The organism is Streptomyces sp. WP-1 (assembly GCF_030450125.1).
GTDB classification, from domain to species: domain Bacteria; phylum Actinomycetota; class Actinomycetes; order Streptomycetales; family Streptomycetaceae; genus Streptomyces; species Streptomyces incarnatus.
Map to the genome: position 1 here is coordinate 2,672,913 of NZ_CP123923.1, position 24,630 is coordinate 2,697,542.

Annotated in this window: 23 protein-coding genes, 1 pseudogene and 1 riboswitch; of the genes and pseudogenes, 11 read left to right on the forward strand and 13 right to left on the reverse strand. The window is 71.4% G+C overall.

The features are described from left to right. Nucleotides 1-62: 62 nt before the first annotated feature. From QHG49_RS11290 to QHG49_RS11310, 5 genes are all read right to left on the reverse strand, one after another. Nucleotides 63-1,832: an ABC transporter substrate-binding protein gene (locus QHG49_RS11290; protein ID WP_159705195.1), complete on the reverse strand. Its 1,770-nt coding sequence runs from the start codon at nucleotides 1,830-1,832 to the stop codon at nucleotides 63-65. 32 nt (nucleotides 1,833-1,864) lie between these two features. Next, nucleotides 1,865-2,863, reverse strand: coding sequence for an ABC transporter permease (locus tag QHG49_RS11295; RefSeq protein ID WP_159705192.1), 999 nt, complete (start codon nucleotides 2,861-2,863; stop codon nucleotides 1,865-1,867). Nucleotides 2,864-3,160: 297 nt separating this feature from the next. Beyond that, nucleotides 3,161-3,973 (reverse strand): enhanced serine sensitivity protein SseB C-terminal domain-containing protein, encoded by an 813-nt coding sequence (locus QHG49_RS11300; RefSeq protein ID WP_159705189.1) that lies wholly within the window; start codon nucleotides 3,971-3,973, stop codon nucleotides 3,161-3,163. Between the two features lie 95 nt (nucleotides 3,974-4,068). Beyond that, nucleotides 4,069-4,854, reverse strand: coding sequence for an enhanced serine sensitivity protein SseB (locus QHG49_RS11305; RefSeq protein ID WP_145485696.1), 786 nt, complete (start codon nucleotides 4,852-4,854; stop codon nucleotides 4,069-4,071). Between the two features lie 42 nt (nucleotides 4,855-4,896). After that, a complete protein-coding gene (locus QHG49_RS11310) occupies nucleotides 4,897-5,583 on the reverse strand; it encodes an AAA family ATPase (RefSeq protein WP_301492753.1) in 687 nt (228 codons plus the stop codon). A gap of 173 nt (nucleotides 5,584-5,756) precedes the next feature. Then, nucleotides 5,757-5,854, forward strand: a riboswitch (glycine riboswitch). Nucleotides 5,855-6,011: 157 nt separating this feature from the next. Between QHG49_RS11310 and gcvT the strand changes: the two genes are divergently transcribed. The 6 genes from gcvT (at nucleotide 6,012) to QHG49_RS11340 (ending at nucleotide 11,540) form a co-directional block, all read left to right on the forward strand. Next, nucleotides 6,012-7,130 (forward strand): glycine cleavage system aminomethyltransferase GcvT, encoded by a 1,119-nt coding sequence (gcvT, locus tag QHG49_RS11315; RefSeq protein ID WP_301489212.1) that lies wholly within the window; start codon nucleotides 6,012-6,014, stop codon nucleotides 7,128-7,130. A 130-nt stretch (nucleotides 7,131-7,260) separates the two neighbouring features. Further along, nucleotides 7,261-7,638 (forward strand): glycine cleavage system protein GcvH, encoded by a 378-nt coding sequence (gene gcvH / locus QHG49_RS11320; RefSeq protein ID WP_145485699.1) that lies wholly within the window; start codon nucleotides 7,261-7,263, stop codon nucleotides 7,636-7,638. Between the two features lie 14 nt (nucleotides 7,639-7,652). Further along, nucleotides 7,653-8,918, forward strand: a complete 1,266-nt coding sequence (gene glyA, locus QHG49_RS11325; RefSeq protein WP_145485700.1) for a serine hydroxymethyltransferase — start codon at nucleotides 7,653-7,655, stop codon at nucleotides 8,916-8,918. 62 nt (nucleotides 8,919-8,980) lie between these two features. Next, nucleotides 8,981-10,348, forward strand: a complete 1,368-nt coding sequence (locus tag QHG49_RS11330) for an L-serine ammonia-lyase (RefSeq protein WP_301489215.1) — start codon at nucleotides 8,981-8,983, stop codon at nucleotides 10,346-10,348. A 53-nt stretch (nucleotides 10,349-10,401) separates the two neighbouring features. Continuing rightward, complete coding sequence (locus QHG49_RS11335) at nucleotides 10,402-11,007, forward strand: GNAT family N-acetyltransferase (RefSeq protein WP_301489217.1); 606 nt, start codon at nucleotides 10,402-10,404, stop codon at nucleotides 11,005-11,007. Next, complete coding sequence (locus QHG49_RS11340) at nucleotides 10,986-11,540, forward strand: glycoside hydrolase family 25 protein (protein WP_145485703.1); 555 nt, start codon at nucleotides 10,986-10,988, stop codon at nucleotides 11,538-11,540. Before QHG49_RS11335 ends, QHG49_RS11340 begins: the two co-directional genes overlap by 22 nt. A 51-nt stretch (nucleotides 11,541-11,591) precedes the next feature. On the opposite strand, the gene QHG49_RS11345 is transcribed toward QHG49_RS11340, so the two are convergent. Continuing rightward, nucleotides 11,592-11,804: an EF-hand domain-containing protein gene (locus QHG49_RS11345; protein ID WP_145485704.1), complete on the reverse strand. Its 213-nt coding sequence runs from the start codon at nucleotides 11,802-11,804 to the stop codon at nucleotides 11,592-11,594. Between the two features lie 59 nt (nucleotides 11,805-11,863). Between QHG49_RS11345 and QHG49_RS11350 the strand changes: the two genes are divergently transcribed. Then, complete coding sequence (locus QHG49_RS11350) at nucleotides 11,864-12,403, forward strand: GNAT family N-acetyltransferase (RefSeq protein WP_370530567.1); 540 nt, start codon at nucleotides 11,864-11,866, stop codon at nucleotides 12,401-12,403. Here the strand turns inward: QHG49_RS11350 and QHG49_RS11355 are convergent. The 6 genes from QHG49_RS11355 to QHG49_RS11380 form a co-directional block, all read right to left on the reverse strand. Continuing rightward, on the reverse strand, nucleotides 12,370-13,557 hold the full coding sequence (locus QHG49_RS11355; protein ID WP_301489220.1) for a YncE family protein: 1,188 nt from the start codon (nucleotides 13,555-13,557) through the stop codon (nucleotides 12,370-12,372). The two genes, QHG49_RS11350 and QHG49_RS11355, sit on opposite strands and share 34 nt — an antisense overlap. Continuing rightward, nucleotides 13,557-14,399, reverse strand: a complete 843-nt coding sequence (locus QHG49_RS11360; protein ID WP_301489222.1) for a polysaccharide deacetylase family protein — start codon at nucleotides 14,397-14,399, stop codon at nucleotides 13,557-13,559. The genes QHG49_RS11355 and QHG49_RS11360 overlap by 1 nt, the downstream gene beginning before the upstream one ends. Before the next feature lie 69 nt (nucleotides 14,400-14,468). After that, on the reverse strand, nucleotides 14,469-14,972 hold the full coding sequence (locus QHG49_RS11365; RefSeq protein ID WP_167532245.1) for an ATP-binding protein: 504 nt from the start codon (nucleotides 14,970-14,972) through the stop codon (nucleotides 14,469-14,471). A gap of 325 nt (nucleotides 14,973-15,297) precedes the next feature. Then, complete coding sequence (locus tag QHG49_RS11370; RefSeq protein ID WP_145485708.1) at nucleotides 15,298-16,065, reverse strand: enoyl-CoA hydratase/isomerase family protein; 768 nt, start codon at nucleotides 16,063-16,065, stop codon at nucleotides 15,298-15,300. Between the two features lie 100 nt (nucleotides 16,066-16,165). Beyond that, the gene (locus tag QHG49_RS11375) at nucleotides 16,166-17,386 is read right to left on the reverse strand and encodes an Ig-like domain-containing protein (RefSeq protein WP_301489227.1); all 1,221 of its coding nucleotides are present in this window, start codon (nucleotides 17,384-17,386) and stop codon (nucleotides 16,166-16,168) included. 172 nt (nucleotides 17,387-17,558) lie between these two features. Continuing rightward, entirely contained in the window at nucleotides 17,559-18,782 is a 1,224-nt protein-coding gene (locus tag QHG49_RS11380; RefSeq protein ID WP_159705162.1) for an Ig-like domain-containing protein, read from the reverse strand. Nucleotides 18,783-19,052: 270 nt separating this feature from the next. Here QHG49_RS11380 and glgX point away from each other — a divergent pair, with 270 nt between their 5' ends. Next, on the forward strand, nucleotides 19,053-21,302 hold the full coding sequence (gene glgX / locus QHG49_RS11385; RefSeq protein WP_159705159.1) for a glycogen debranching protein GlgX: 2,250 nt from the start codon (nucleotides 19,053-19,055) through the stop codon (nucleotides 21,300-21,302). A gap of 165 nt (nucleotides 21,303-21,467) precedes the next feature. Further along, a complete protein-coding gene (locus tag QHG49_RS11390; protein WP_037657162.1) occupies nucleotides 21,468-21,974 on the forward strand; it encodes a SigE family RNA polymerase sigma factor in 507 nt (168 codons plus the stop codon). Nucleotides 21,975-21,991: 17 nt separating this feature from the next. Here the strand turns inward: QHG49_RS11390 and QHG49_RS11395 are convergent, their stop codons facing one another. Continuing rightward, the gene (locus QHG49_RS11395) at nucleotides 21,992-22,537 is read right to left on the reverse strand and encodes a hypothetical protein (protein ID WP_301489233.1); all 546 of its coding nucleotides are present in this window, start codon (nucleotides 22,535-22,537) and stop codon (nucleotides 21,992-21,994) included. Nucleotides 22,538-22,627: 90 nt separating this feature from the next. Here QHG49_RS11395 and QHG49_RS11400 point away from each other — a divergent pair. Both QHG49_RS11400 and QHG49_RS11405 read left to right on the forward strand, forming a co-directional pair. Then, nucleotides 22,628-23,347: pseudogene (locus QHG49_RS11400) on the forward strand (dolichyl-phosphate beta-glucosyltransferase); the annotation flags it as partial. Nucleotides 23,348-23,385: 38 nt separating this feature from the next. Continuing rightward, nucleotides 23,386-24,621, forward strand: a complete 1,236-nt coding sequence (locus tag QHG49_RS11405; RefSeq protein ID WP_159705153.1) for a hypothetical protein — start codon at nucleotides 23,386-23,388, stop codon at nucleotides 24,619-24,621. Nucleotides 24,622-24,630 lie beyond the last annotated feature (9 nt).

The following is a 24,630-nucleotide window of genomic DNA, read 5'->3' on the forward strand; positions in this document are numbered from 1 at the left end:
GCTGGTGCCCGCGGGTTTCGCGGCCCGCGGGCACCAATGCCTTCACCTGCCTTCCGGGGCTGCTACTTCTTCGTGGTGCCGAGGTTGAGGTAGTCGTACTGACCGCTGAACGCGGACGTGGAGACCACGTTGGTGGCGTACGGCGAGCGGTACAGCAGAACCTTGAAGTAGGTCAGCGGGACCAGCACGGCGTCGTCCATGGCCTGCTTGTCGATCTGTCCGTACAGGGCGTTGCGCTTGGCCGGGTCGGGCTCGGCGATCGCCTTGGCGAGCAGGTCGTTGACCTGCTTGCTGTCGTACTGCGACAGGTTGGTGTTGCCGGACTGGCTGATCGCCGCGCCGTTCAGGATCTGCTGGAGGAAGCCGTAGCCGGAGGGCCAGTCGGCACCCCACTGCATCATCATCAGGCCGACGTTCTGCTTCTTGTCGAAGCTCGGCACACCCGCGTAGTCGGTGAAGTACTTGCCCGACGGGTACTGCTTGAGGGTGGCGTTGATGCCGACCTTCTTCAGCGAGTTGATGATCGCGGTGGCCGCGTCCACCTCGCCCGGACGGTCGGAGCGGGCCGTGATGTTGGTGTTGATCGCCTTCTGGCCGCAGGACTTGAGCTGGTCCTTGGCCTTGGCGATGTCACCCTTGCTGCCCTTGGACGCGTAGACGTCCGCCTTCTGGTAGCCGGTGATGTCCGGCGGCAGGACGGTGGTGGCGATGTCACCGCGGATCGGGCCGCCCATGGCGGTCTGCACGGAGACCTTGTCGATGGCGTACTCGACGGCCTTGCGGCAGGCGACGTTGTCGAACGGCTTCAGCTTGGTGTTGATCGCCGCGTAGACCAGACGGCCGCCGTAGGCGTTGTCCGTGTTGGCCTTGCCGTCCGCGGAGTTGAGCAGGGACGCCTGGGTGGAGTCCTGGACGCCGGTGCCCCCGAGGTCGACGGTGGCGTCGCCGGACTGGAGGTCCTTGTCGATCGTCTCCGGGTTGACCTTCAGGTTGACGATGATCTTGCTGGCCAGCTGCTTGCGCAGCGGGTCGGTCTTCGCGTCCCAGTTCTTGTTCGGGACCAGGACGACCTGCTTGCCCTCCTGGTAGCTCTGGATCTCGTACGAGCCCGAGGACACGATGTTCTTGACGTAGTCGACGCCCTTGTCCTTGGACTGGGGCACCGGGGCCGTCTCCGGCTCGGCGGCCAGGTAGTCGAACTCCTGGAACGGCTTGCTCAGGTGGAAGACGATCGTGCTGTCGTCCGGGGTCTCGATCGAGGACAGGCCCTTGGCGCTCTTGTCCTTGTACGGACCCTTGTACTTGTCGCCGTCCTTGAGGAACTGCTGGAAGTAGTTCGGGCCGAGCGAGAGCACGTCACGCGCGAAGTTCGACCGCTCGACGGCGTACTTGACGTCCTTCGAGGTGATCGGGGTGCCGTCCTGGTACTTCACGCCCGTGCGGAGCTTGTACGTCCAGGTCTTGCCGCCGTCGCTGGAGACGCCCTTGCCCGCGGCGAGGTCCGGGACGAGGGTGTTGCCCTTGCCGCCGGGGCCCGGGGCGAACGTCATCAGCGGACGCGCGTAGAGGCGGCTGAAGTTCCACATGTACGCGTAGTACTGGTTGCCGGGGTCGAACGAGTCCGGCACGTCCGACAGTTCGTAGGTGACCGTGCCACCCTTCTTGTCGGACGCGTTGACCACCTTCGTGGTCGCCGCGTTGGCGCCGGCCGCCTTCGGTGTGTCCTTGTTGTCATCGGCCTTGCTGCAGCCTGCGACAAGCAGGCTTGCGGAGCCGATGGCCGCGACCGCGGCCAGCGCTGACCTTCGCATGATGGTCTGCTTCCCCTCCATTGATCGGAAAACTTGATGAGCTCTCTGGCTGCCTAGCGGCTGCGCGGGTCGAGAGCGTCGCGGAGACCGTCGCCGAGCAGGTTGAACGCGAGGACGGTGACGAAGATGGCGAGGCCGGGCACGATCATGTACTGGGGATCGACCTGGTAGTAGGTGACCGCGTCGCGGAGCATGCCGCCCCACGATGCCTGCGGGGGCTGGATACCGACGCCGAGGAAGCTCAGCGAGGCCTCGAAGATGATGTTGGTCGGGATGAGCAGCGTCGAGTAGACGATGATCGGGCCGACCAGGTTCGGCATCAGCTCACGAAAGAGGATGTACGGGCCCTTGGCACCCATGCCGCGGGCCGCGTCGACGAACTCCCGCTCGCGCAGGGCCAGCGTCTGGCCGCGCACGATCCGGCCCAGATAGGGCCAGTTGAAGAAGCCGATCACGAAGATGAGCACGGCGAGGTGGAGCGGAAGTCCGTTCAGACCGAAGGCGCCGCCCTGGAGCGTTGCGGAGATCGCGATGGCGAACAGCAGCAACGGGAAAGCGAGGAAGATGTCCATCAGACGGCTGATGATCGAGTCGACCCGGCCGCCGTAGAAGCCCGCGATCACGCCCATGACGGCGCCGATCACGTTGGACAGGACCGTGGCGCCGAAGGCGACGACCAGCGAGACCCAGGAGCCCTCCAGGACGCGGGTGGCGATGTCCCGGCCGAACTTGGGGTCCACGCCGAGCGGGTGGTCCAGGCTCATGCCGCCCCAGCCGCTCTTGGGCAGTGAGGTGTTGGGGTCGATCAGGTCCTGGTGGAAGGCGTTGGGGTCGAGGCCGAACACGGCCTGGATGGGGCGCGAGAGGATGGCCAGCAGGATCAGCAGGATCACGATGACGCCGCCGGCCACGGCGACTCTGTCCCGCTTGAAGCGGGTCCAGGCGATCTGGCCCAGGGAACGACCCTCGATCCGCCCCTTGTCGGCTCCCGCGAGCACAGCCTCAGGCTGCGCTTCGGCTGCCGCCCCGGTGGTCTCGATCGGTGCGGTCACGATGTGCGACCCCTCTCGCCGGTGGTGACCGGCCTGCGCTGCCGCGGTTTGCGGCTTTGTCGACTTGCAAGCGAACACGAGTTCTGAAGGCTCGTGGTCTGAGTGGGGAGTCTTCAGCGTCCTTGCGATCACTCGCCAGAGCTGACGGTGAAAGTATGCGCAACCGTGATGCATCGCGGAGGATTCCGTTATCCGGATAGTGGGTAACGGCCCCCGGACACGGGTCAGTTGGGACAGAACGCCGTAATGCCGCGGTTCGGGAGGTAGGGCGGGAAGAGCGTGGGAAGCGGCGGAACCTCAGTAACCGCCGTGCACCGGCGGATAGCCGTAGCCCGGCGCCGGGGCCTGGAGTTGGGGTGCCGGGCGGCCGGCGGGCGCGGCGGCGTGGGCCTCGCGGTCGTAGAAGGGCCGGGCGTGGGCGCGCATCCACATCACGACCGGGTCGTGGTCGTCGGTCAGCGCGACCGTGGAGACGGGCAGGCCCTCGGGGACGGCGCCGACGGAGCGCTGCATCATCGCGCGCACCGAGTCGACCGCGGCGGGCGAGGTCTCGTACAGGTCCAGGCCGATGGCGAGGTACGGCGCCCCGAGCGCGGGCTGCACCCAGGCGCGGCGCAGCGAGCGCAGGGCGGGGGTGCGGTGGGCGTGCTGGGAGAGCTGGGCGTAGAACTGCGGGATCTCGATGCCGGGTTCGGTCAGCCGCAGGGGGCCGGCGGGCTGCCGGTCCAGGCCGGTGGCGATGCGGCGCAGGTCCAGCCAGGGGATGCCGACGCCGCCGCCGGGGGCGTGCGGGTTGAGCCAGAGGCCGTAGTGGTCGGGGTAGAGGGTGCGGGCCACGTCCAGGCCGTCGACCACTTCGTACGAGCGGTTCCAGCCGCTGGCGGACAGCTCCTGGGCGGAGGTCACACAGGGCGCGTAGTGGCAGCCGCCGACCTCCATGTCTCCGTACTGGGCGTCCGGGGAGCCGGCCTGGCCGTGCCACAGCAGCATCCAGATCTGGCCGGCGGAGGGGGTGGCGAGGGCGCGCAGAAGGGCCTCGTAGGCGTCGTAGCGTCCGGGCGTGACGTGGCGGAGCGTGTGTTCGACGCTTCCGCTGTGGGTGGCGCTCACCTTGTCATGCCCTTCTTCTCCATCGTGCCCCGCGTGCGGAGACAGCTTATGCGCCGATGGGCGCGGGGCCCGTTGTCCGTTCGCCCGGGCCGCGGCTAGCGGATGTAGAAGGGCCGGACGGTTGACTTCAGCCATTCGGCCACCGGGTCGTCCGTCACGTCCAGCAGGATCAGGTTGACCGGCCAGGCGGTCGGGATCCGGCCGAGGGCGCGGCCGAGGGCCTCCAGGGGCAGGGCGCGGAAGTCGCCCTCCCACTGGGAGAGTTCCACGCCGACGAACATGACCGGGTCGGCGTTCTCGATCGCGGCCAGGCAGCGGCGGGCGGTGACGACCACGCCGGTCGCGGCGAACTCGGCGGAGGCGGCGGAGAGGAAGTCGACCGGGTCGTCCTGCCAGTCGGGCTCGAACAGGCGGACGCGGCCGCCGGTCGCGGGGCCGTCCAGCGGGGTGCGGCCGGCGCGGCACAGCTCGGCGACGGCCTCCGGCGGGAGCGGGATGCCGACCGTGCCGCCGGGGTTCACCGCGATGCCCGCCTGCGGGGGCAGCCCGCGGGCGAACTCCACGGCCGGGGCGATGGTGTACGACATGTGGGAGCCGACGGCCTGGCGGAACTGCTCCTCGGAGCTGAACACCGGGACGAACACCTGGCCCTCGATGTCCAGGGTGGGCAGGTCCAGCGGGCCGCTGCCGGGACCGCCGCCGGACGGCAGCGGCACCCAGACGAAGCTGCGGCCGAGGACCTCGATGATCCGGCCGCCCGCCGCGGGTATGCCGAGGGAGGCCGAGAGCACCTCCTCCAGCTCGTTGCCGGGCCAACCGCCGTGCGGGTGGGGGTGCGCCTGTGCCGGGAAGTCCGCGGGAATGTCCGCCGGGAAGTCCATCTGCCTACCGCCTGCTGGGAACCACTGCTGTGACCATGAAGGCTAACGGGTGCCGGTGACAGAGCCGTACCCCCTGAACACGATCCGCTGTACGGCGTCCGCCGCGGCCCGGTCCAGCAGCACCGCAGAGCCGCAGCCCGCGGGCAGCTCGCCGCGCCCGACCGCGCCGAGCAGCCGGGCCGTCGTACGCCGGTGGCGGCCGAAGGCGCGGCGGGAGACGGTGCGGCCGCGCTCGCGCTGGCCCGCGCGGGCCGTCTCCTCGGGCACGTCCAGCAGGAGCAGATGCAGGGTGGCGCCGGAGCGGCGGGCCGCGCGGGCCAGCCAGGCGCGCACCCAGGGCTGGGTGCCGCAGTCGTGCACCACCAGGGGCGCTCGCGTGCGCAGGGCGCGGCGCAGCGACCGGTAGTGGGCGACGCGCACCAGGGGGCGGTAGACGGCGTACGGCAGAAAGCGGGGCAGGCGGGCGGCGAAGCGGGCCCGGGTGTCCTGGGAGTCGACGCGGCGGGCGCCGGCCGCGCGGCGCATCAGCGTGGACTTGCCGCTGCCGGGCAGCCCGGTGAGGACCACGATGTCGCGGGGGCCGAAGCGGAGGGTGCCGGGGCCCGGGGCGGCCCGGTCGCGCAGGTCCAGCACGCGGGGCGCGGGGCGCGCGGCCGTCCGCTCGCGGGCCGCGGGGCCGCTCGGCGCCGGGATGCGGGCCGCGTGCGCCAGGGTCCTGTCCACCGTGATCGTCCTCCCCTTGTCCGTTCGTAATCTCCATGTCCAGTGGAAGTAAAGGGAAGGTAATGGCCGGTGTGCCGCGGGCGGGTGCGCGTACCGCCACAGGTCGGTTACGGATCCGGCCCCTGACGGGCGGGGGCGCGACGTGCAATGATGTGGCCGCCAACTGCATACCGGCCGTTTGAATCCGCGCGGGAGAGTCCCCAGCAGGCTTCGCTGGGGCGCCGAAGGAGCAAGTCCCTCCCTTGAATCTCTCAGGCCCCGTTACCGCGCGGGCGAGGCACATCTGAAAAGCGGGCCGCCCTGCCGGCGGCCCCACCCAAGGTGCAAACCGTGGTCGCCCCCGTGGCGGTCCCGGCGAACCTCTCAGGTTCCGATGACAGATGGGGAGGAACGTTCCTCGCCCCATCCCTGTTGCCCTGGGAGACGACCGTCCGATGAGCAGTACCGAACTCCGACACACCGCGCTGGACGCCGTGCACCGCTCGCTCGGTGCGACGATGACCGACTTCGCGGGCTGGGACATGCCCCTGCGCTACGGCTCCGAGCGCGACGAGCACCTGGCCGTGCGGACCAAGGCGGGCCTGTTCGACCTCTCCCACATGGGCGAGATCACCGTCACCGGCCCCGAGGCCGCCGACTTCCTGAACCTGGCGCTGGTCGGCAACATCGCCTCCGTCGGCGTCGGCCGCGCCCGCTACACGATGATCGTGCGGGCCGACGGCGGCATCCTGGACGACCTGATCGTCTACCGGCTCGCCGAGACCGAGTACATGGTCGTCGCCAACGCCTCCAACGCCCAGGTGGTCCTGGACGCGCTGGACGAGCGCTCCGGCGGACTCGACGTCGAGGTGCGCGACGACCGGGACGCCTACGCCCTGCTCGCGATCCAGGGCCCGGCCTCCCCCGGCATCCTGAAGTCCCTCACCGACGCCGACCTGGACGGTCTGAAGTACTACGCGGGCCTGCCCGGCACCGTCGCCGGTGTCCCCGCGCTGATCGCCCGCACCGGCTACACCGGCGAGGACGGCTTCGAGCTGTTCGTGAAGCCCGAGCACGCCGTCGAGCTGTGGCAGGCGCTGACCGAGGCCGGCGAGGGCGCCGGCCTGGTGCCCTGCGGCCTGTCCTGCCGCGACACGCTGCGCCTGGAGGCGGGCATGCCGCTGTACGGGCACGAGCTGAACACCTCGCTGACCCCCTTCGACGCCGGGCTCGGCCGCGTGGTCAAGTTCGAGAAGGAGGGCGACTTCGTGGGGCGCGCCGCGCTCACCGAGGCCGCCGAGCGCGCCGCGCAGAACCCCCCGCGGGTCCTGGTCGGCCTGATCGCCGAGGGTCGTCGGGTGCCGCGCGCCGGGTACCCGGTGGTCGCCGGTGGCACGGTGATCGGCGAGGTCACCTCGGGTGCCCCCTCCCCCACCCTGGGCAAGCCGATCGCCATGGCCTACGTCGACGCGGCGCACGCCGCGCCCGGCACCGAGGGCGTCGGCGTGGACATCCGCGGTACGCACGAGCCCTACGAGGTCGTCGCGCTGCCCTTCTACAAGCGCCAGAAGTAGACAGCGAGCCCGGTCGCGCCCCCGCCCCCGACGGGCGGGCACGTGACCCTGCGCACATTCGCCCGCCCACCGGCGGTCACCAGCGTCCCCCCGTCATCAGCACTCCCGCGCGTACAGGAGAATTCAGGCCATGAGCAACCCCCAGCAGCTGCGCTACAGCAAGGAGCACGAGTGGCTGTCGGCCGCCGGCGACGGCGTCTCGACGGTCGGCATCACCGAGTTCGCGGCCAACGCGCTCGGCGATGTGGTCTACGCCCAGCTCCCCGAGGTCGGCTCCACCGTCGAGGCGGGCGAGACCTGTGGTGAGCTGGAGTCCACCAAGTCGGTCTCCGACCTGTACTCCCCGGTCACCGGCGAGGTCACCGCGATCAACGAGAACGTCGTCGACGACCCGTCGCTGGTGAACTCCGAGCCCTTCGAGGGCGGCTGGCTGTTCAAGGTACGCGTCGCGGGCGAGCCGGACGACCTGCTCTCCGCCGCCGAGTACGACGCCCACATCGCAGGCTGAGGAGTCGTAGCCGTATGACTGTCCTGAACACGCCCCTGCACGAGCTGGACCCGGAGATCGCCGCCGCGGTCGACGCCGAGCTGCTCCGCCAGCAGTCCACGCTCGAGATGATCGCGTCCGAGAACTTCGCGCCGCTCGCGGTGATGGAGGCCCAGGGCTCGGTCCTCACCAACAAGTACGCCGAGGGCTACCCGGGCCGCCGCTACTACGGCGGCTGCGAGCACGTCGACGTGGCCGAGCAGATCGCCATCGACCGGATCAAGGAGCTGTTCGGCGCCGAGTACGCCAACGTCCAGCCCCACTCCGGCGCCTCCGCCAACCAGGCGGCCCTGTTCGCGCTGGCCCAGCCCGGGGACACCATCCTCGGCCTGGACCTGGCGCACGGCGGCCACCTGACCCACGGCATGCGGCTCAACTTCTCCGGCAAGCAGTTCAACGTGGTCGCCTACCACGTGGACCAGGAGAACGGCCTGGTCGACATGGCCGAGGTCGAGCGGCTCGCCAAGGAGCACCGCCCCAAGGTCATCATCGCGGGCTGGTCGGCGTACCCGCGCCGGCTGGACTTCGCCGAGTTCCGCCGGATCGCCGACGAGGTCGAGGCGTACCTCTGGGTCGACATGGCGCACTTCGCCGGCCTGGTCGCCGCCGGACTGCACCCGAACCCGGTCGAGCACGCGGACGTGGTCACCTCCACGACGCACAAGACCCTGGGCGGCCCGCGCGGCGGCATCATCCTCGCGAAGAAGGAATTCGCGAAGAAGCTGAACTCGTCCGTCTTCCCGGGCTTCCAGGGCGGTCCCCTGGAGCACGTGATCGCGGCCAAGGCGGTGTCCTTCAAGGTCGCGGCCTCCGAGGACTTCAAGGAGCGCCAGCGCCGTACGGTGGAGGGTGCCCGCATCCTCGCCGAGCGCCTGACGGCCGAGGACGCCCGTGACGCCGGGGTCGACGTGCTGTCCGGCGGTACGGACGTGCACCTGATCCTGGTCGACCTGCGCGCCTCCGAGCTGGACGGCCAGCAGGCCGAGGACCGGCTGCACGAGGTCGGCATCACGGTCAACCGCAACGCGGTCCCGAACGACCCGCGTCCCCCGATGGTCACCTCGGGCCTGCGGATCGGCACTCCCGCGCTGGCGACCCGCGGCTTCACGGCCGAGGACTTCGCCGAGGTCGCGGACGTGATCGCCGAGGCGCTGAAGCCGTCGTACGACGCCTCGGCACTGAAGGCCCGGGTCGCGGCCCTGGCCGCGAAGCACCCGCTGTACCCGGGTCTGAGCAAGTAATCCCCCGGTGGGGCACTCGCCCTTCGACGAGTGCCCCACCACCACTGCCCCAAGGAGTGACCGTGGCCATCTCGGTCTTCGACCTGTTCTCGATCGGTATCGGCCCGTCCAGCTCCCACACGGTCGGCCCGATGCGCGCGGCACGCATGTTCGCGCACCGGCTGCGCAACGAGGAACTGCTGGCCTCGGTCGCGTCCCTGCGCTGCGAGCTGTACGGCTCGCTGGGCGCGACCGGACACGGCCACGGCACCCCCAAGGCGGTGCTGCTCGGCCTGGAGGGCGCCTCCCCGCGCACGGTCGACGTGGAATCCGCCGACGACCGGGTGGAGTCGATCAAGGGCTCGGGGCGGCTCGCGCTGCTCGGCGAGCACGAGATCGCCTTCTCCTTCGACGACGACCTGGTCCTGCACCGCCGCAAGGCCCTGCCGTACCACGCCAACGGCATGACGATATGGGCCTACGACGCCTCGGGCGCGGAGCTGCTCAGCAAGACGTACTACTCGGTCGGCGGCGGCTTCGTCGTGGACGAGGACGCGGTCGGCGCGGACCGGATCGTGCTGGACGACACGGTCCTCAAGTACCCCTTCCGCACCGGCGACGAGCTGCTGCGCCTGACCAAGGAGACCGGACTTTCGATCTCCTCCCTGATGCTGGAGAACGAGCGGGCCTGGCGCACCGAGGAGGAGATCCGGGAGGGCCTGCTGGAGATCTGGCGGGTGATGCGGGCGTGCGTGCAGCGCGGCCTGACCCGTGAGGGGATCCTGCCGGGCGGGCTCAAGGTCCGCCGCCGGGCCGCCGTCTCCGCGCGCCAGCTGCGTGCCGAGGGCGAGCCGCTGGCCCGCGCCATGGAGTGGATCACGCTCTACGCGATGGCGGTGAACGAGGAGAACGCGGCCGGGGGCCGGGTGGTGACCGCCCCGACGAACGGCGCGGCCGGCATCATCCCCGCGGTGCTGCACTACTACATCAACTTCGTGCCGGGCGCGGACGAGGACGGCGTGGTCCGCTTCCTGCTGTCCGCGGGCGCGATCGGCATGCTCTTCAAGGAGAACGCCTCCATCTCCGGCGCCGAGGTCGGCTGCCAGGGCGAGGTCGGCTCCGCGTGCTCCATGGCGGCGGGCGCGCTCGCCGAGGTCCTGGGCGGCACCCCCGAACAGGTCGAGAACGCCGCCGAGATCGGCATGGAGCACAACCTGGGCCTGACCTGCGACCCGGTCGGCGGCCTCGTCCAGATCCCGTGCATCGAGCGCAACGGCATGGCCGCGGTGAAGGCGGTCACGGCGGCCAAGATGGCGATGCGCGGCGACGGTTCGCACATGGTCTCCCTCGACAAGGTCATCAAGACCATGAAGGAGACCGGCGCGGACATGTCCGTGAAGTACAAGGAGACGGCGCGGGGCGGGCTCGCGGTGAACATCATCGAGTGCTGATATTTACTTGATCGCACATTTACTTGATCGGTCCGCGGAACAATCATGGTTCCATGGACCGACCGAGCCAGCTCATCGAGTGCGGGGAATTCATCCTCCGGCGTTTACGGGGGCAGCGTGATTTCGTTCAACTGTTCACGTTGATAGAGGAATCCCGGGATCATCTGCGGCCGTGGATGCCGTGGGCCGACGGCCACGACGAGCAGAACACCCGGGAACTGCTGGCGAGTTCCGAGACGAAGTGGGAGAGCGGCGAGCTCTACAACTACGTCGTCGCCGAGAACGGCGGGCTCATCGGCATGTGCCAGGCGTATCGCGCCGAGCCCCGGGGGTGCCGGCTGGGGTACTGGCTGCACCCCTCGGCGGTGGGGCGGGGCATCGCGACGAGGGCGACGGCGGCGCTGGCCGAAGAGATGTTCGCGCTGGCGGACGTGGGGTATCTGGAGATCGCGCACGACCTGGCGAACGCCCCCAGTCGCGCCGTTCCGCGCCGGCTGGGCTTCACCGAGCTCCGGCGCGAGCAGGCGCCACCGCCGGCGGCTCCGTCCGGTTGCGGAATCGATGTGATCTGGCGTCTGAATCGCCCCGCTACCGGGGGCAAGTTTCCGGGGGGCCGTGCGGGGGGCACAAACTCTGCATGCTCCACGGCATCGACGTAAGTTCCTTCCAGTCCACGTCATATGACACGGACGGGCTCTCCTTCGTCTTCATGAAGGCGACCGAGGGCCGTTCGTACGTGAATCCCCGCCTCACCGCGCAGACCAAGACCGGCCGCGACGCCGGACTGGTCGTGGGTTTCTACCACTTCCTGTGGCCGGGCGACCTGGCCGCACAGGCCGACTACTTCCTCCAGCACACCCCGGAACGCACCGGCGACATCCTGGCCGTCGACTGGGAACCCACGAGCGACGGCACACACGCCAGCAACGCGGAAAAGGACAGCTTCATCCGTAAACTGAAACAACTGCGGCCCCACAACCGGGTGATGCTCTACTGCAACCGCGATTTCTGGCTGAACATCGACCGGACCTCCTACGCGGGCGACGGCCTGTGGATCGCCGACTACGTCACGGCCGGAAAGCCCCGCATCAAGGCCAAGTGGCGCATCCACCAGTACGCGAGCCAGCCCGTCGACAAGAACCTGGCCGACTTCTCCTCCAAGGCGGCGCTCAAGGAGTGGGCGGGCGGGTGACGCGCACAGGGGTGCCCGATCGGGAAGACGGGGCACCCCTGTCGGCCGGTGTCACTTGTTCAGGTAGGTCCAGAACTCGTCGAAGGACAGGACCTGGTCGCCGTTGAGGTCACGGGACTTGATGATGGCCTCGGCGACCGTGTCGGTGACGTTCCAGTCGCCGCCCTGGGCCAGGGCGGACTTGAATTCGGTGGCGGTGATGAAACCGTCACCGTCCGCGTCGATCCGCTGGAATTCCTTGCGTGCTTCCTCGATGTCCGCCACCGATCCGCCCCTTTTGTTCGTGTTTCTTGTGCCCGTGCAGGCGTACTGACGCTGGTCAGATTAGCTGTCCGTGCGGGGTGTCGCCGACGAGGCCGTGCAGGACTGCCGGTCCGCAGCCGGGGCCCCGGCACGCGGGTGTGCCGGCGTGCACCGCGCACTCCGCCGTCGTCACGGACGAGGACCCCGCACGGGTGTACGACACGCTGCGCGGTCCGGACTGCGATCCGCTGTCGGCCGCCCTGCACCCGCGCTTCCTGGCCGCGCTGCCGGAGCGCACCGGACTGCGGGCGGAGACGGTGGACGCGGTGCTGGTGATCGGGCGTGGGGCGGCCGGGCGGCTGGAGGTCTCGGTGGAGGTGGACGAGCCGGCCCGGGAGAAGGGCCTGGGGCGGCTCGCGGGCGCGGCCCGGCAACCGTCCGGTGAGCCGCTGTGGGCGCAGGTGGCGCAGGTGGCGCAGGTGGCGCAGGTGGCGCAGGTGGCGCCGAGGAACGCCCGGAGTCCGCGGGCGTTTCAGGCGGCCGGCTACCAGGCCGTCGGCGCGGAGCTGCTGCTCCGTCCCCCGGCTCAGCGGAAGACGCCCGTGTGCCCCAGTGAGTAGCGGCCCGGCTGGGGATAGACGGCGAGTCCGTGCGGGCCGCTGCCGACCGGGATGCGGGCCAGTTCCTTGCCGGTGCGGGTGTCGATGGCGTACACCTCGGCGTCGTAGCGGCCGGACAGCCACAGCACCTTGCCGTCGGCGGAGACGCCGCCCATGTCGGGGCTGCCGCCGCCGGGCAGCTCCCACTTCTTGGTGAGCTTGTTGCGGGCGAAGTCGAAGACGGAGATGGTGCCCTCGCCCCGGTTGGAGACGTACATCTCGCGGGAGTCGCGGCTGACGTAGAGGCCGTGCGCGCCCTTGCCGGTGTAGAGGAAGGCCGGCTTGGTGAATCTGTCGCCGTCGAGGATCCACACCCCGTTGGCCATCATGTCGGCGATGTAGAACCGCTTGCCGTCCGGGGAGACCTTGACGTCCTGCGGCATGGAGCCGTGCACGGGCAGCTTCTGCTCGCCGACCACCGCCATCCGCGCGGTGTCGACCTTGAGGAGCTCGCCGCTGAACTCGCAGGAGACGATGAAGTAGCGGCCGTCGCGGGAGAAGTCCGCGTGGTTGACGCCGTAGCAGCCGACCGGCACCGCCTTGACGGTCTTCATCGTGTGGGCGTCACGGAAGACCAGCTCGCGGTCCATGGAGGCCATGACGATCGCGTACTTGCCGTCGGGCGTGAAGTACAGGTTGTACGGGTCGTGCACGGCGACCGGCTTGCCCGCCTTGCCGGTGCGCGGGTCGAGGGGGGTGAGGCTGTTGCCGAGGTCGTTGTTGACCCACAGGGTCTTCAGGTCCCAGGAGGGCACCACGTGCTGGGGCTGGCGGCCGACCGGGATGGTGTCGATGACCTTGTAGGTCCTCGGGTCGATGACGGTGACCGTGTCGGAGTTGGTGTTGGGCACGTACACCCGGGAGGGGAAGTCCTTGACCACCGGGGAGAGCAGACCCGGCCGGTCCGCCGCGTAGACGTCCGCCGGGTCCTGGACCGGGGGCATGCCGGGCAGCACGTCCACCCGCGCCTGGTCCACCTGCGGCTGGGCCGGCGGTCTGCTGCCGATGGCCTCGTTCGCGCGGTGCGCGCCCTGGCCGCTGCACGCGGACACCAGGAGCAGGGCGGCGAGGACGGCACCGGCGGCCGGCCGGCGGGCGGCTTTCGTGGTTCGCATCAGCTCAGCAGCTCCGTGGTGGTGACGGCGCGCAGTTTGCGGCGGCCGAGTTCCGTGAGGACGTCGGGCAGGGCGGCGACCGTGTCCTCGTATCCGAAATGCAAGCTCACCACCGAGCCCTCGCGCACCTCCGAGAGGACCTTGCGGGTGACGGCGGCGGCGCCGGGGCGGGTGTAGTCGAGCGAGTCGACGTCGTACGACAGCACGTGCGGGTAGCCCGCCCGGCGGGCCAGCGCGGCGACGAGCGCGGAGGCGGTGGCGGCGCGGGAGGGGCGGAACCAGGTGCCGATGGAGCCGGTGAGGCGGTTGAGCCGGTCGGCGCAGTCGGTGATCTCCTTGCGGGCGTCGGCCTCGGGGAGGTCGTTGACGGAGATGTGCCGCTGGGTGTGGTTGCCGAGGTCGTGGCCGCCGTCGAGGATGCGGCGGGCGATGTCGGGGTGCTCGTCCAGCCAGGTGCCGACGGCGAGCACGGTGAGGTGGGCGCCGTGCCGTTCGGCGGTGGTGAGCAGGGTGTGGGCGAGGGCCGGGTCGCCCTGGCCGTGGAAGGTGAGCGCGACGCGGGGGTGGGTGCGGGGGCCGTGGGTGATCTGGGCGGGCTGTCCCGGGTAGGCGCGGGGGGCGGGGGCCGGACGGGTGGTGGGCGAGGCCTTCCCGGAGGATCTCACGGCGGACCCGGGGGTGGTCTGCGGGGCGGCGGACCCGGGGGTGGTCCGCGGGGCGGTGGACCGCGCGGCGGCGGTGGTCGGGCCCGTGCCGCAGCCGGCGGCGAGCGCGCCGCCCGCGACGAGTCCGGCGCCCGCGCGCAGCGCGTCACGGCGGTTGGTGGTGGTCACTCGCGCCATTTAAGGGATGAAAGGTAAGAAAAGCGCGTTTTGTCCGACTTGTCATCAAAGGGCGTGCCGCGGCGGTCGCTACCGCTCGTTCACCCGCATCTCGAACCAGGTCGTCTTGCCGCGCGGCAGCAGATCGACGCCCCAGCGGTCGGACAGCTTGTCGACCAGGAACAGGCCCCGGCCGCTGATGTCCAGCTCCTGGACCGGCATCAGGCAGGGCAGCCCCCGGGAGGGGTCGCGCACCTCGACGCGCATCCAGCCGGGGCGGCAGCGCATGCGCAGGCCGAAGACGCGGGCGCCGGTGTGCCGTACCGCGTTGCCGACCAGTTCGGACACCAGCAGGACCGTATCCTCGGTCAGCTTCGGGGTGAGCCGCCAGGTGCGCAGGACCACGACCTGGGCGAGGCGGCGGGCGGTGGCGGCGGATTCCGGGCGGGAGGGCAGCTGCACCTCGCGCTCCGTCGGATTGCCGAACAGTTCGAGCGCCTTGAGCGCCTGTTCGTCCTCGACCGTGGGCGACCAGCGTGCCGCGGAAGCGCGGCTGTGTCCCCGCGGCTGTTCGATGCCCTCCAGCCCCGCCATGCCCCCATGATGGCCGTCGCACACCGTGTCGGGGGTCGTTCCGGAGGAATACGCCCCCCGTACGCCCCCGTTGCATACTGCGCCATCGGCATATGCCGATGGCATGTCACTGGCCGGTACAGCCCGGCTGACCTGCGGGGACGGCTCGGTTCCGGGCAATCGCGGGGCTCCCTCGACCAGACAGACTTAAGGGTGCTTTAAGGCTCCCATAATCCGCCCCATCGAGGGACCCGTATGAGACGACACGTCAACTGGTGGTGCACTCAAGGGAGTTCAGTTGCGTTTTAAAGGAACTCCGGTAGGTCTGCCGCCAACCCCGTTCGGTCTAAAGGAACTTGGCCTTTCCGGGCCCCTCCTCCACGAAGCTGCGCATGCCGCGCTCGCGGTCCTCGGTGGCGAACAGGCCCGCGAACCAGTTGCGTTCGACGGCGAGCCCGGTGTCGATGTCGGTCTCCAGGCCGACGTCGACGGCCTCCTTGGCGGCGCGCAGCGCGAGAGCCGGGCCCTGGGCGAGTTTCGCGGCCCAGGTGTGCGCCTGCTCGTAGACCTCGGCGGCCGGGACGACCCGGTCCACCAGGCCGATCGCGAGGGCCTCGTCGGCCTTGACCATGCGGCCGGTGAAGATGAGGTCCTTGGCCTTGGAGGGGCCGACCAGACGGGGCAGCCGCTGGGTGCCGCCGGCGCCCGGGATCAGGCCGAGCAGGATCTCGGGCTGGCCGAGCTTGGCGTTGTCGGCGGCGATGCGGTAGTCGGCGCACAGGGCGAGTTCGCAGCCGCCGCCGAGGGCGTAGCCGGTGATGGCGGCGACGACGGGCTTGGGGATGCGGGCCACGGCGGTGAAGGCGTCCTGGAGGCCGCGGGAGCGCAGGACCATCGCGGTGTGGTCCATGTTCTGCATCTCCTTGATGTCCGCGCCCGCCGCGAACACCCGCTCCCCGCCGTAGATCACCACGGCGCGCACGTCGTCGCGGCGCGTGGCCTCCTCGGCGAGTTCCCTCAGCCGGTCCTGGGTGGCGACGTCCAGCGCGTTCATCGGGGGGCGGTCGAGACGCAGGGTGCCGACGCCTTCGGCGACATCAAGAGTGACGGTCATACGGCTCAGGTTAACGGCGACTAACGGCGGCGGGCCCGGTGCCGTAGGTCACAGCACCGGGCCCGCACAAGGCAGGAGGCTCACCTCGCCCCAAGAGGGCCTACTTCTTCCAGTCCGCCCAGGACATGTTCCAGCCGTTGAGCCCGTTCGCCGGGTCCACGGTCTTCTCGTGGGAGTTCTTGACGACCACCACGTCACCCAGGAGCGAGTGGTCGAAGAACCAGGCGGCCGGCGTCGAGGAGTCGTAGCCGCCCTTCACGTCGCGCAGGCCGATGCAGCCGTGGCTGGCGTTGTAGTTGCCGAAGGCGTCGCCGCCCCAGTAGTTGCCGTGCGCGAAGGTGCCGGAGGTGGTCAGGCGCATGGCGTGCGGGACGTCCTTGATGTCGTACTCGCCGCCGTAGCCGACCGTCTCGCCGTTCATCCGGGTCACGGACAGCTTCTCGCTGATGACCATCTGCCCGTTCCAGGTGGCGTACCCGGGCTTGCCGGTGGTCACCGGGAGGGTCTTGATCACCTTGCCGTCGCGGGTGACCTTCATCGTGTGCTTGCTCGCGTCCACGACGGAGACCTGGCTGCGGCCGATGGTGAACGACACCGTCTTGTGCTGCTTGCCGTAGACGCCGTCGCGGCCCTCGACGCCGTCGAGGTCGAGGTCGACGGTGACCTTGGTGCCGGCCTTCCAGTAGTCCTCGGGGCGGAAGTCGAGGCGGTCGTTGCCGAACCAGTGGCCCTCGACGTCGACCGGCGGGTCCGTCTTGATCTTGATGGACTTCTCGACGGCGCCGGGGTGGGTGATGCCCCGGGAGAAGTTCACGGAGAACGGCATCCCGACGCCGACGGTGGAGCCGTCCTCAGGCGTGAAGTAGCCGGTGAAGGTGCTCTTCGGGGTGACGGTGGTGAAGCTGGAGTCCCTGGTGGTGCTCTTGCCGTCGGTGTCCTTGGCGACGGCGTGCACCGTGTACTCGGTGTCGGCGGCCAGATGGGCGGACGGCGTCCAGGAGCCGCCGTCGCCGGTGATGCTGCCGTCGACCTTCGCGCCCTTGGCGTCCGTGACGGTGACCTCGGTCAACTTGCCCCGGGCCGCGCTGACCTTGAGGGCGCCGTCGGTGGCGACGCCCGTGGCCCCCTGTTCCGGCGCGATGCTGACGGCGGCCGTGGAGGGCCGGCCCTGCTGGGTCGCGGCGCCCTTGCCGTCGTCCTTGCCGCCGCCCCCGCCTCCGCCGCACGCCGCGAGCGACAGCACCAGGGAGCCGGCTATGAGCCCCCCTGCCGCGCGCCGCCGCCTCGCCACCGACGCCCCCGATATCGGCCGCACGTTCACGTTGTTCTCCCCTCGCGGGGCCTGTTCGGCCCGCTCCCCACCACATTTGGTGCGCGAATATTAACTGCCCGGTTTTGAGCGGGGTGTCAGGCGAATGTCACCGTTCCGTCGCAACTTCCGCCTGCCACCCGCACCGTCCCCCCGCGCGCCGCCCTGTGGCCGTCCCACGTGGTTATCTCACCGCGGAGCCCGCCTTCCATGCCGCCCACGTCAGGTTCCACCCGCCGAACCCGTTGCCGGGGTCGACGGTCTTGTCCTGGCTGTTGACGATCTCCACCACGTCACCGACGAGGCTGCGGTCGAAGAACCACCCGGCGGGGGTGTCCGAGCTGCCGCCCTGGACGTCCCTGAGGCCCACACAGCCATGGCTGACGTTGGCCACCCCGGGGGCGGTCGGGTCCCAGTAGTTGCCGTGCAGGAAGGTGCCGGAGTCGGTGAGCCGCATGGCGTGCGGGACGTCGGGGATGTCGTACTCACCGCCGAAGCCGACCGTCTGACTGTTCATCCGGGTCTCCTCCAGCATCTCCATCACCACCATCTTGCCGTTGTAGGTGGGGTTCGCCGGGGCGCCCGCGGTGATCGGGACGGTGGCCAGCAGCCGGCCGTCGCGCCGCACCTCCATGGTGTGCGCCGCCGCGTCGACCAGGGAGGTCTGGCTGCGCCCGACGGTGAAGGAGAACGACTTGGCCTGAAGCCCGTAGACACCCTTGGCGGCCTCGACGTCGCGCAGGCCGAGGTCGACGGTGACCTTGGTGCCGGGCTTCCAGTACTTCTCCGGGCGGAAGTCGAGCCGGTTCTTGCCGAACCAGTGGGGGCGGACCTCCACCGCGGGCCGCGCCGTGACCCGCACCGCGCGTTCGACGGCGGCCTTGTCCACGATGTCCGTGCTGAAGGCCAGGGAGACGATCTCCCCGGTGCCGACCAGGGAGCGGTTCTCCGGGGTGGCGTAGGCGATGAACCGCTTGCCGGGGACGTAGGTGGTGAAGGAGGCGTGCCGGGCCGAGCGGCGCCCGCCCGAGTCCAGCGCCACCGCGTCCACGGTGTACCTGGCGGCGAGCGCCAGCTTGTCGTCGTCCGGCCGCCAGGTCAGCCCGTCGGCGCTGAGACGCCCGGGGACCGGGGTGGCCCGCGCGTCCTGTTCCTTGACGACCTTCACCTTCTCCAGCCGGCCGTCGGGCACCCGCACCCGCAGCCGCTGGTTCTGCGGGACGGCCCTGCTGCCGTCGTCCGGGGACACCCGGATGGCGTCCCGGGGTGCCGAAGTCCTGCCGGGTCTGCCGCCCAGGCCCAGCGGGCCCGAGCCGCCCGCGGAGCATCCGGCCAGCAGTCCGGCCCATGTCAGTACGGCCGCCAGTGCGGCCCCCGCGCGCCGTGCGCGCCCATGTACGTGGCTCACGCGCTGCTCAACGACCGGGCACGCTCCGGGGAAACGTGAGTGCGAGCCATGCGGTGGGCAGAACTGTGGGAAGGACGACACGTCGGGGAGCCGATCGCCGCGCCCGCAACCGGAGCCGAGGGGCGCGGCCGCACCGGGCGGCCGGGTCCGCCGGCGGCCCGGGGCGCTGTGCCGTGCCGGGTCCGTCCGGGTGCCTTCGGGCCTGCCCGGCGGCCCGGCGCGGCGGGCTGCGCCGCTCCCGGGCCGAGCCACTGGAAGAGGGGCCGACAGGTGACGAGCGCAGCCGAGCAGCGGGCACCGGCCGGAGGGCGGGCCGGGGCGCCCTCGACGAACGGCGCCCGGCGCGCCCCGGTGCCCGGGCCGCCGGTGTGGCCGGGGACGCCGACGCCGCTGGGGGCCCGGTTCCGGGTCGGGCCCGACGGAGTGGCGGGCACCAACTTCGCGCTGTGGGCGGCCGGGGCGCACGCGGTGCGGCTGTGCCTGTTCGACGCGGACGGCCGCGAGACCCGGGTCCCGCTGACCGAGCTGACGCACGAGATCTGGCACGGCTTCGTGCCGGGCGTGCTGCCCGGACAGCGGTACGGCTACCGGGTGGACGGCCGCTGGGACCCGTGGACCGGCGCCCGCTGGAACCCCGCGAAGCTGCTCCTCGATCCGTACGCGCGCGCGGTGGACGGCGAGTTCACCCTGCCGGCCGAGGTGTACGGCCATGTGCGGGACTGGCCGGAGCAGCATGTCGCCGACACGGTGCGCGACGAGCGGGACTCGGCGCCGTACGTCCCGAAGGGTGTCGTCGTCCACGATGACGACGACTGGTCGGACGACCGCCGTCCCAAGACGCCCTGGGCGGACTCGGTCATCTACGAGCTGCACGTGCGCGGCTTCACCAAGCTGCACCCCGGCATCCCCGAACAGCTGCGCGGCACGTACGCCGGTCTCGCCCACCCGGCCGCGATCGAGCACCTGGTGCGGCTGGGCGTGACGGCCGTGGAGCTGCTGCCCGTCCACCAGTTCGCGCACGAGGACCACCTGCTGCGCCGGGGCCTGTCCAACTACTGGGGCTACAACTCGGTCGGCTACTTCGCCCCGCACGCCGGCTACGCGGCCTCCGGTACGGCCGGGCAGCAGGTCGGCGAGTTCAAGCGGATGGTGCGCGCGCTGCACGCGGCCGGCATCGAGGTCGTCCTCGACGTGGTCTACAACCACACCGCGGAGGCCGGGGAGCTGGGCCCGACGCTGTCCCTGAAGGGCATCGACAACCGCGGCTACTACCGGCTCCAGGACGACGCCCGCCGCTACGCCGACTACACCGGCTGCGGCAACACCCTGCACGTGGTGCGGCCCCAGGTGCTGCGGCTGATCACCGACTCGCTGCGCTACTGGGTGACCGAGATGGGCGTGGACGGCTTCCGCTTCGACCTCGCGGCGGCGCTCGCCCGCTCGATGCACGACGTGGACATGCTCTCGCCCTTCCTCGCGGTGATCGCCCAGGACCCGGTGCTGCGCCGGGTCAAGCTGATCGCCGAGCCCTGGGACATCGGCTCCGGCGGCTACCAGGTGGGCGCCTTCCCGCCGCTGTGGACCGAGTGGAACGACCGCTACCGGGGCGCCGTACGGGACTTCTGGCGGCACGCGCTGCCCGATGTGCGCGAGATGGGCTACCGGCTGTCCGGCTCCAGCGACCTGTACGCCTGGGGCGGGCGCCGCCCGTACGCCTCGGTCAACTTCGTCACCGCGCACGACGGTTTCACGCTGCGCGACCTGGTGTCGTACGAGCGCAAGCACAACGAGGCCAACGGCGAGGACAACCGGGACGGCAGCGACGACAACCGGTCCTGGAACTGCGGCACCGAGGGCGAGACGGCGGACCCGGAGGTGCGGGCCCTGCGCCGCCGCCAGCTGCGCAATCTGCTGACCACGCTGCTGCTGTCCACCGGGGTGCCCATGCTGGTGGCCGGTGACGAGTTCGGGCGCACCCAGGGCGGCAACAACAACGCGTACTGCCAGGACAACGCGACCGGCTGGCTCGACTGGTCGCTCCTGGAGGAGCCGGGCTGGCGGGCGCTGTTCGCGCTCACCTCGCGGCTGATCGCGCTGCGCCACCGGCATCCGGTGCTGCGCCGGCGCGCCTTCTTCTCCGGGCGGGCGCAGGCCGCGGACGGGCTGCGGGACCTGGCCTGGTTCACGGCGCGGGGCGCGGAGATGACCGAGGGCGACTGGTACGCGCCCGCGGCCACCCTCGGCATGTATCTGTCCGGGCGGGACATCCCGGGCCGCGACGAGCGGGGCGCGCAGGTGGTGGACGACAGCTTCCTCGCGGTGCTGCACGCGGGCGCGGAGCCGACCGGCTTCGTGCTGCCGGGCCCGCCGTGGGCCGAGCGGTACGAGGTCGTGGTGGACACCTCCCGCGAGGACCAGTCGGCACCGCCCGGCACGGCCCACCCGGCGGGCACGGAACTCACCGTGCCGGGGCGTTCGGTGCTGCTGCTGCGGGTCCTCGGGGGCCCGGGGACGGGCTGAGTCCGGGACTCCGCCGGACCTGGAACTCCCGGCCGGGTCCGGGCGCCGTACCCGGCTGTGCGGCGGCTGTGCGTGACGCGGATCACGTGTCGCGGGTGCAGCGCGCGAGGGGGTCCAGGGCCTTTCCCCTTGTGAAGAGCGCCGGCGAGAACGGGGACCGTGGGAATGGAGCAGGCTCGGGCCGGTGAGTACGACGCGTTCGTGGCGGCCCGCTGGTCGGTCCTCGTCCATCTGGCCCGTCTGCTCACCGGGGGCGATCGGCATCGGGCCGAGGACCTGTTGCAGGAGTCCTTGGTCAAGCTGTGGTTCGCCTGGCCGAAGGTGGCCGACGAGGCGCCGGAGGCGTATGTGCGCACGGTGCTGGCGCGGGCGGCGGCCCGGTCGGCGCGGCGGCGCTGGTGGGGCGAGCGGCCCGTGGAGGAGCTGCCCGAGGTGGCGGCCGGCGGCGACCTGTCGGCGACCGTGGCCGAACGCTCCCGGCTGGAGGCGGCGCTCGCGCGGCTGACACCGCGCCAGCGGGCCGCCGTGGTCCTGCGCTACTACCAGGACCTGCCCGACCGGCAGGTCGCCGAGACCCTCGGCTGCCCGGTCGGCACCGCACGGTCCCATGCCGCGCGCGGGGTGGCCCGGCTGCGGCAGCTGCTGTCGGACGTCGTCGAGCCGGTGGGGTGAGTGATGAAGCTCGGGAATCACGTGGACGAGACCGGCCTCGACGAGGCCGAGGGGACCGACGGTTTTGAACAGCGGCTCGCGCGGCTGATGCACGGGACGCTGGAGCCGGCGCCGTTCGAGCCGCGGCACCGGGAGCGGCTGCGGGCGGGGGTGCGCACCCGGCGCCGGGTGCGCACGGCGTACCGGGCGGCCGGTTCCGCCGCGGTGGTCGCGGGGCTCGGCCTCGGGCTGCTGCTGTGGCCGCACGGCACCACCCAGGTACTGCCCGGCGCGCCGGGGCCCCGGCCCACGACGAGTCCGGCGCCCTCGCCGTCGGCCCCGCCGAGCGCGACACCGAGCACGTCACCCGACACGTCGGCGACCGTGCCGCCGACGTCGGTCCCGGACTCGTCCCCCGGCTCGTCGAGTTCGGCACCGCCCGGCGCGCCCAGTACGACGCCGACCTCGTCGTATCCGCCCGACGCGCCGAGTACGACACCGACCTCGTCGTACCCGCCCGACGCGCCCAGTACGACACCGACCACGTCGTACCCGCCGCCCACCACGACCACCACGACCGCCACCGAAAACAGCGAACGGGGAACCACGTGATCAGCATCCGACCGGGCCGGCCCGCCACGCCGGCCCAGGCCCCCGGGCCCCGGCGCGCCCCGCTGCCCACCCACCACGACGAGCCCGTACTGGACCTGGTCGTACCGGTGTTCAACGAGGAGAAGGACCTGGAGCCGAACGTCCGGCTGCTGCATGCGCATCTGCGGGACACGTTCCCCTACCCCTTCCGGATCACGATCGCCGACAACGCGAGCACCGACGGCACCGCGCGCATCGCGGCCCGGCTCGCCCTGGAGACAGCCGAGGTGGACTCGCTGCGGCTGCCGGTGAAGGGCCGCGGCCGGGCGCTGCGGGCGGCCTGGTCGGCGTCCCGGGCGCCGGTGCTGGCCTATCTGGACGTCGACCTGTCCACCGGGCTCGCGGCGCTGCTGCCGCTCGTCGCACCGCTGATATCCGGCCACTCCGACCTGGCCATCGGCACCCGGCTCGCGTCCGGCTCGCGGGTGGTGCGCGGGCCCAAGCGCGAGGTGATCTCGCGCTGCTACAACACGCTGCTGCACTGGGCGCTCGCCGTGGGTTTCTCGGACGCGCAGTGCGGGTTCAAGGCGGTGCGCCGCGAGGCGGCCGAGCGGCTGCTGCCGCTGGTGCGGGACGAGGAGTGGTTCTTCGACACCGAGCTGCTGGTGCTCGCCGAGCGGGCCGGGCTCAGGATCCACGAGGTGCCGGTGGACTGGGTGGACGACCCCGACAGCAGCGTCGACATCCTCGCCACCGCGCTGGCCGACCTGCGCGGGATCGCCCGGCTGCGGCGCACCCTGGCCGCCGCGGGTCCGCGTACCCGCCGCCCCCGTACGACCGCGTGACCGCGACCCTGCCGCGGCCCCTCGCCCCGGCCCTCGCGCCCGGTTCCCGCCTGCGCGCGGCCGCCCGCCGGCACGGCCCGGTGCTCGCCGTGTTCGGTGCGCTGAAGCTGGCCGGTTTCTGCTCCTTCATGTATCTGCTGTCCGCCGCCGGCGACTACCGGGGCAAGGACCCGCGCTTCGGCGGCGGGGCGCACGCCTGGGACGTGCTGGCGACCTGGGACGGCTGGTGGTACCAGCAGATCGCGCTGCACGGGTACGACCCGAAGCTCGTCCCCGTGCCGGGCGCCACCGGGATGATCACGCTGGAGGGCAACTCGGCGGCGTTCTTCCCGCTGTACCCGGCACTGATCCGGATGACCTCCGCGGTGACGGGCCTCGGCTCGTACGGCGCCGGGCTGCTGGTGTCGATCCTCGCGTCCTTCGCGGCCGCGCTCGGCGTCCACGCGGTGGCGGAACGCTTCGGCGGCCGTCGCGCGGGGCTGGCCGCGGCCGGGCTGTGGGCGGTGTGGCCGGGCTCCGGCGTGGAGTGGGCGGTCTACTCCGACTCCCTCTACGTGGCCCTGGCCGTCTGGGCCTGCCACGCCGTGCTGACCCGGCGCTGGCTCGCCGCGGGGGTGCTCACCTTCGCGGCGGGGCTCAACCGGCCCACGGCCGCCGCGCTGATCGCCGCGCTCGCGGTGGCGGCGCTGCTGGCGCTGCGGCGGGGCGAGGACGGGGTGGGGCGGCCGCTGTGCGCGCTGGCGCTGGCCCCGCTCGGACTGCTCGGCTATCTGCTGTGGGTCGGCGACCGGATGGGCGACCTCGGCGGCTACTTCAAGCTCCAGTCGGGCGCGTGGGCGCACCGCTTCGACTACGGCAGCCAGACCCTGGACGTGCTGCGCTCGGTGCCGGTGGGCCGGTTCGGCGACTATCTCTTCGCCTACCCGTACGCGGACATGATCGGCGTCGGTGTCGTCCTGCTCGCCTTCACGCTGCTGCCGCTGCTGATCCGGCTGCGGCCGCCGGCGGTGCTGGTGGTGTACACGGTCCTCACCCTGGCCCTGGTCCTCGGCAGCCAGCAGATCTTCGCCAATGTCTCGCGCTATCTGCTCCCCTGCTTCCCCCTGTTCCTCCCGCTGGCCGCGGCCCTGCGCCGGCTGTCGCTGCCGACGCTGTGCACGGTCCTCGGCCTCGCCGCGCTGGCCTCCGGTTCGTACGCGGGGTACGCGCTGTTCGAACTGGGGGTGCCGTAACCGCTGCCG

Bases quoted from the DNA above. Each gene is read 5' to 3' on its own strand.
- QHG49_RS11335 (WP_301489217.1), top strand. From the start codon at position 10,402: ATGGACCGACCGAGCCAGCTCATCGAGTGCGGGGAATTCATCCTCCGG.
- QHG49_RS11355 (WP_301489220.1), bottom strand. From the start codon at position 13,557: ATGCGAACCACGAAAGCCGCCCGCCGGCCGGCCGCCGGTGCCGTCCTC.
- gcvT (WP_301489212.1), top strand. From the start codon at position 6,012: ATGAGCAGTACCGAACTCCGACACACCGCGCTGGACGCCGTGCACCGC.
- QHG49_RS11340 (WP_145485703.1), top strand. From the start codon at position 10,986: ATGCTCCACGGCATCGACGTAAGTTCCTTCCAGTCCACGTCATATGAC.
- QHG49_RS11370 (WP_145485708.1), bottom strand. From the start codon at position 16,065: ATGACCGTCACTCTTGATGTCGCCGAAGGCGTCGGCACCCTGCGTCTC.
- gcvH (WP_145485699.1), top strand. From the start codon at position 7,261: ATGAGCAACCCCCAGCAGCTGCGCTACAGCAAGGAGCACGAGTGGCTG.
- QHG49_RS11360 (WP_301489222.1), bottom strand. From the start codon at position 14,399: ATGGCGCGAGTGACCACCACCAACCGCCGTGACGCGCTGCGCGCGGGC.
- QHG49_RS11290 (WP_159705195.1), bottom strand. From the start codon at position 1,832: ATGGAGGGGAAGCAGACCATCATGCGAAGGTCAGCGCTGGCCGCGGTC.
- glyA (WP_145485700.1), top strand. From the start codon at position 7,653: ATGACTGTCCTGAACACGCCCCTGCACGAGCTGGACCCGGAGATCGCC.
- QHG49_RS11305 (WP_145485696.1), bottom strand. From the start codon at position 4,854: ATGGACTTCCCGGCGGACATTCCCGCGGACTTCCCGGCACAGGCGCAC.
- QHG49_RS11390 (WP_037657162.1), top strand. From the start codon at position 21,468: ATGGAGCAGGCTCGGGCCGGTGAGTACGACGCGTTCGTGGCGGCCCGC.
- QHG49_RS11365 (WP_167532245.1), bottom strand. From the start codon at position 14,972: ATGGCGGGGCTGGAGGGCATCGAACAGCCGCGGGGACACAGCCGCGCT.